Consider the following 1,003-nt stretch of genomic DNA (forward strand, 5'->3'; position numbering starts at 1 on the left):
GACCGCGTGCCCGAGGCCGGCCACGGCGCCGAACACCACGCACAGCAGGGCGATCACCCCGAGGCTCCAGACGGTGGCGGAACCCCGGTCACCCTCCTGGCATCTCATGGCCCCTCCTCTCCGGCCCCCGCCGCTTCCTCTGCGGCGGCCACGGCCTCCTCCCGCACCTCGAACGGCAGCCCTGTCAGCACCGGCGGCTTCGCCACCACCGTCACCCGCACCTGCTCGCCCTCGCGGGCCACGCCGACCGTCGAGCCGCTCGGTGCCGCCTCTCTGGTCAGCCGGACCACCGCCTCGGGCGGGTCCTGGCGGGCGGCGGCCCGCGCCCCGGTACGGGCGGCGTCCACGCACTGGATCTGGGCGGCCACGGCGAGCAGCCCCCAGACGAGCGCCATGGTGAACGCCACCAGTACCGACAGCACCACGGCCGCCTCCGCCGTCACGAACCCCCGGTCTGCGTCTCGTTCACATGCGCGCACTGAGCGCTCGTTTCACGATGCCCTGGAGTTCCGCCTTCACTTGGCCGCTGGTGACGACCTCGTACAGCAGCAAGGCGAATCCGACCGCCGCGATGATCCCCATGGCGTACTCGGAGGTCACCATTCCGGCGTCCTTGCGGCACCGTTCCCGCAGCAGCGCCCATGCCCTGCCGGCCTTCTCACGCATCTCACGTTCCTTTCTCTGCAGCTTCGTTGTCGTTGTCGTGCACGTCGGTCCGCTGGGTCAGGGCCCACCTCCTTCCATCGCGCCGCCCGCGAGGCCGATGACCACGGGCAGGACGCCGACCGCGATGAAGGCGGGGAGGAAGCACAGCCCGACCGGCGCCGAGATCAGTACGGCCGCTCTGCGGGCCCGGACCGTGGCCGCCCGTATCGACTCCGCCCGCGCGTCCGACGCGAGCCGGGCCACGGGTTCGGCCGCCGGGAGCCCCGACCGGTCGGCCCGCTCCAGCAGCCGGGCAAGTGCTCCGGCGCCGGGAAGGGCGGTCAACCGGGCCCAGGCG

Annotated in this window: 2 protein-coding genes and 1 pseudogene; all 3 read right to left on the minus strand. The window is 73.2% G+C overall.

What is annotated here, in order from left to right:
• Positions 1–104: 104 nt before the first annotated feature.
• Entirely contained in the window at positions 105–443 is a 339-nt protein-coding gene (locus tag GT030_RS21905) for a TadE family type IV pilus minor pilin (RefSeq protein WP_161202560.1), read from the minus strand.
• Positions 444–465: 22 nt separating this feature from the next.
• The gene (locus tag GT030_RS21910; protein ID WP_086690392.1) at positions 466–666 is read right to left on the minus strand and encodes a DUF4244 domain-containing protein; all 201 of its coding nucleotides are present in this window, start codon (positions 664–666) and stop codon (positions 466–468) included.
• Positions 667–723: 57 nt separating this feature from the next.
• Positions 724–1,003 (minus strand): annotated as a pseudogene (locus tag GT030_RS21915) (type II secretion system F family protein); the annotation flags it as partial.

The sequence above is a fragment of the Streptomyces sp. SID1328 genome (assembly GCF_009865595.1).
Classification (GTDB): Bacteria; Actinomycetota; Actinomycetes; order Streptomycetales; family Streptomycetaceae; genus Streptomyces; species Streptomyces griseoluteus.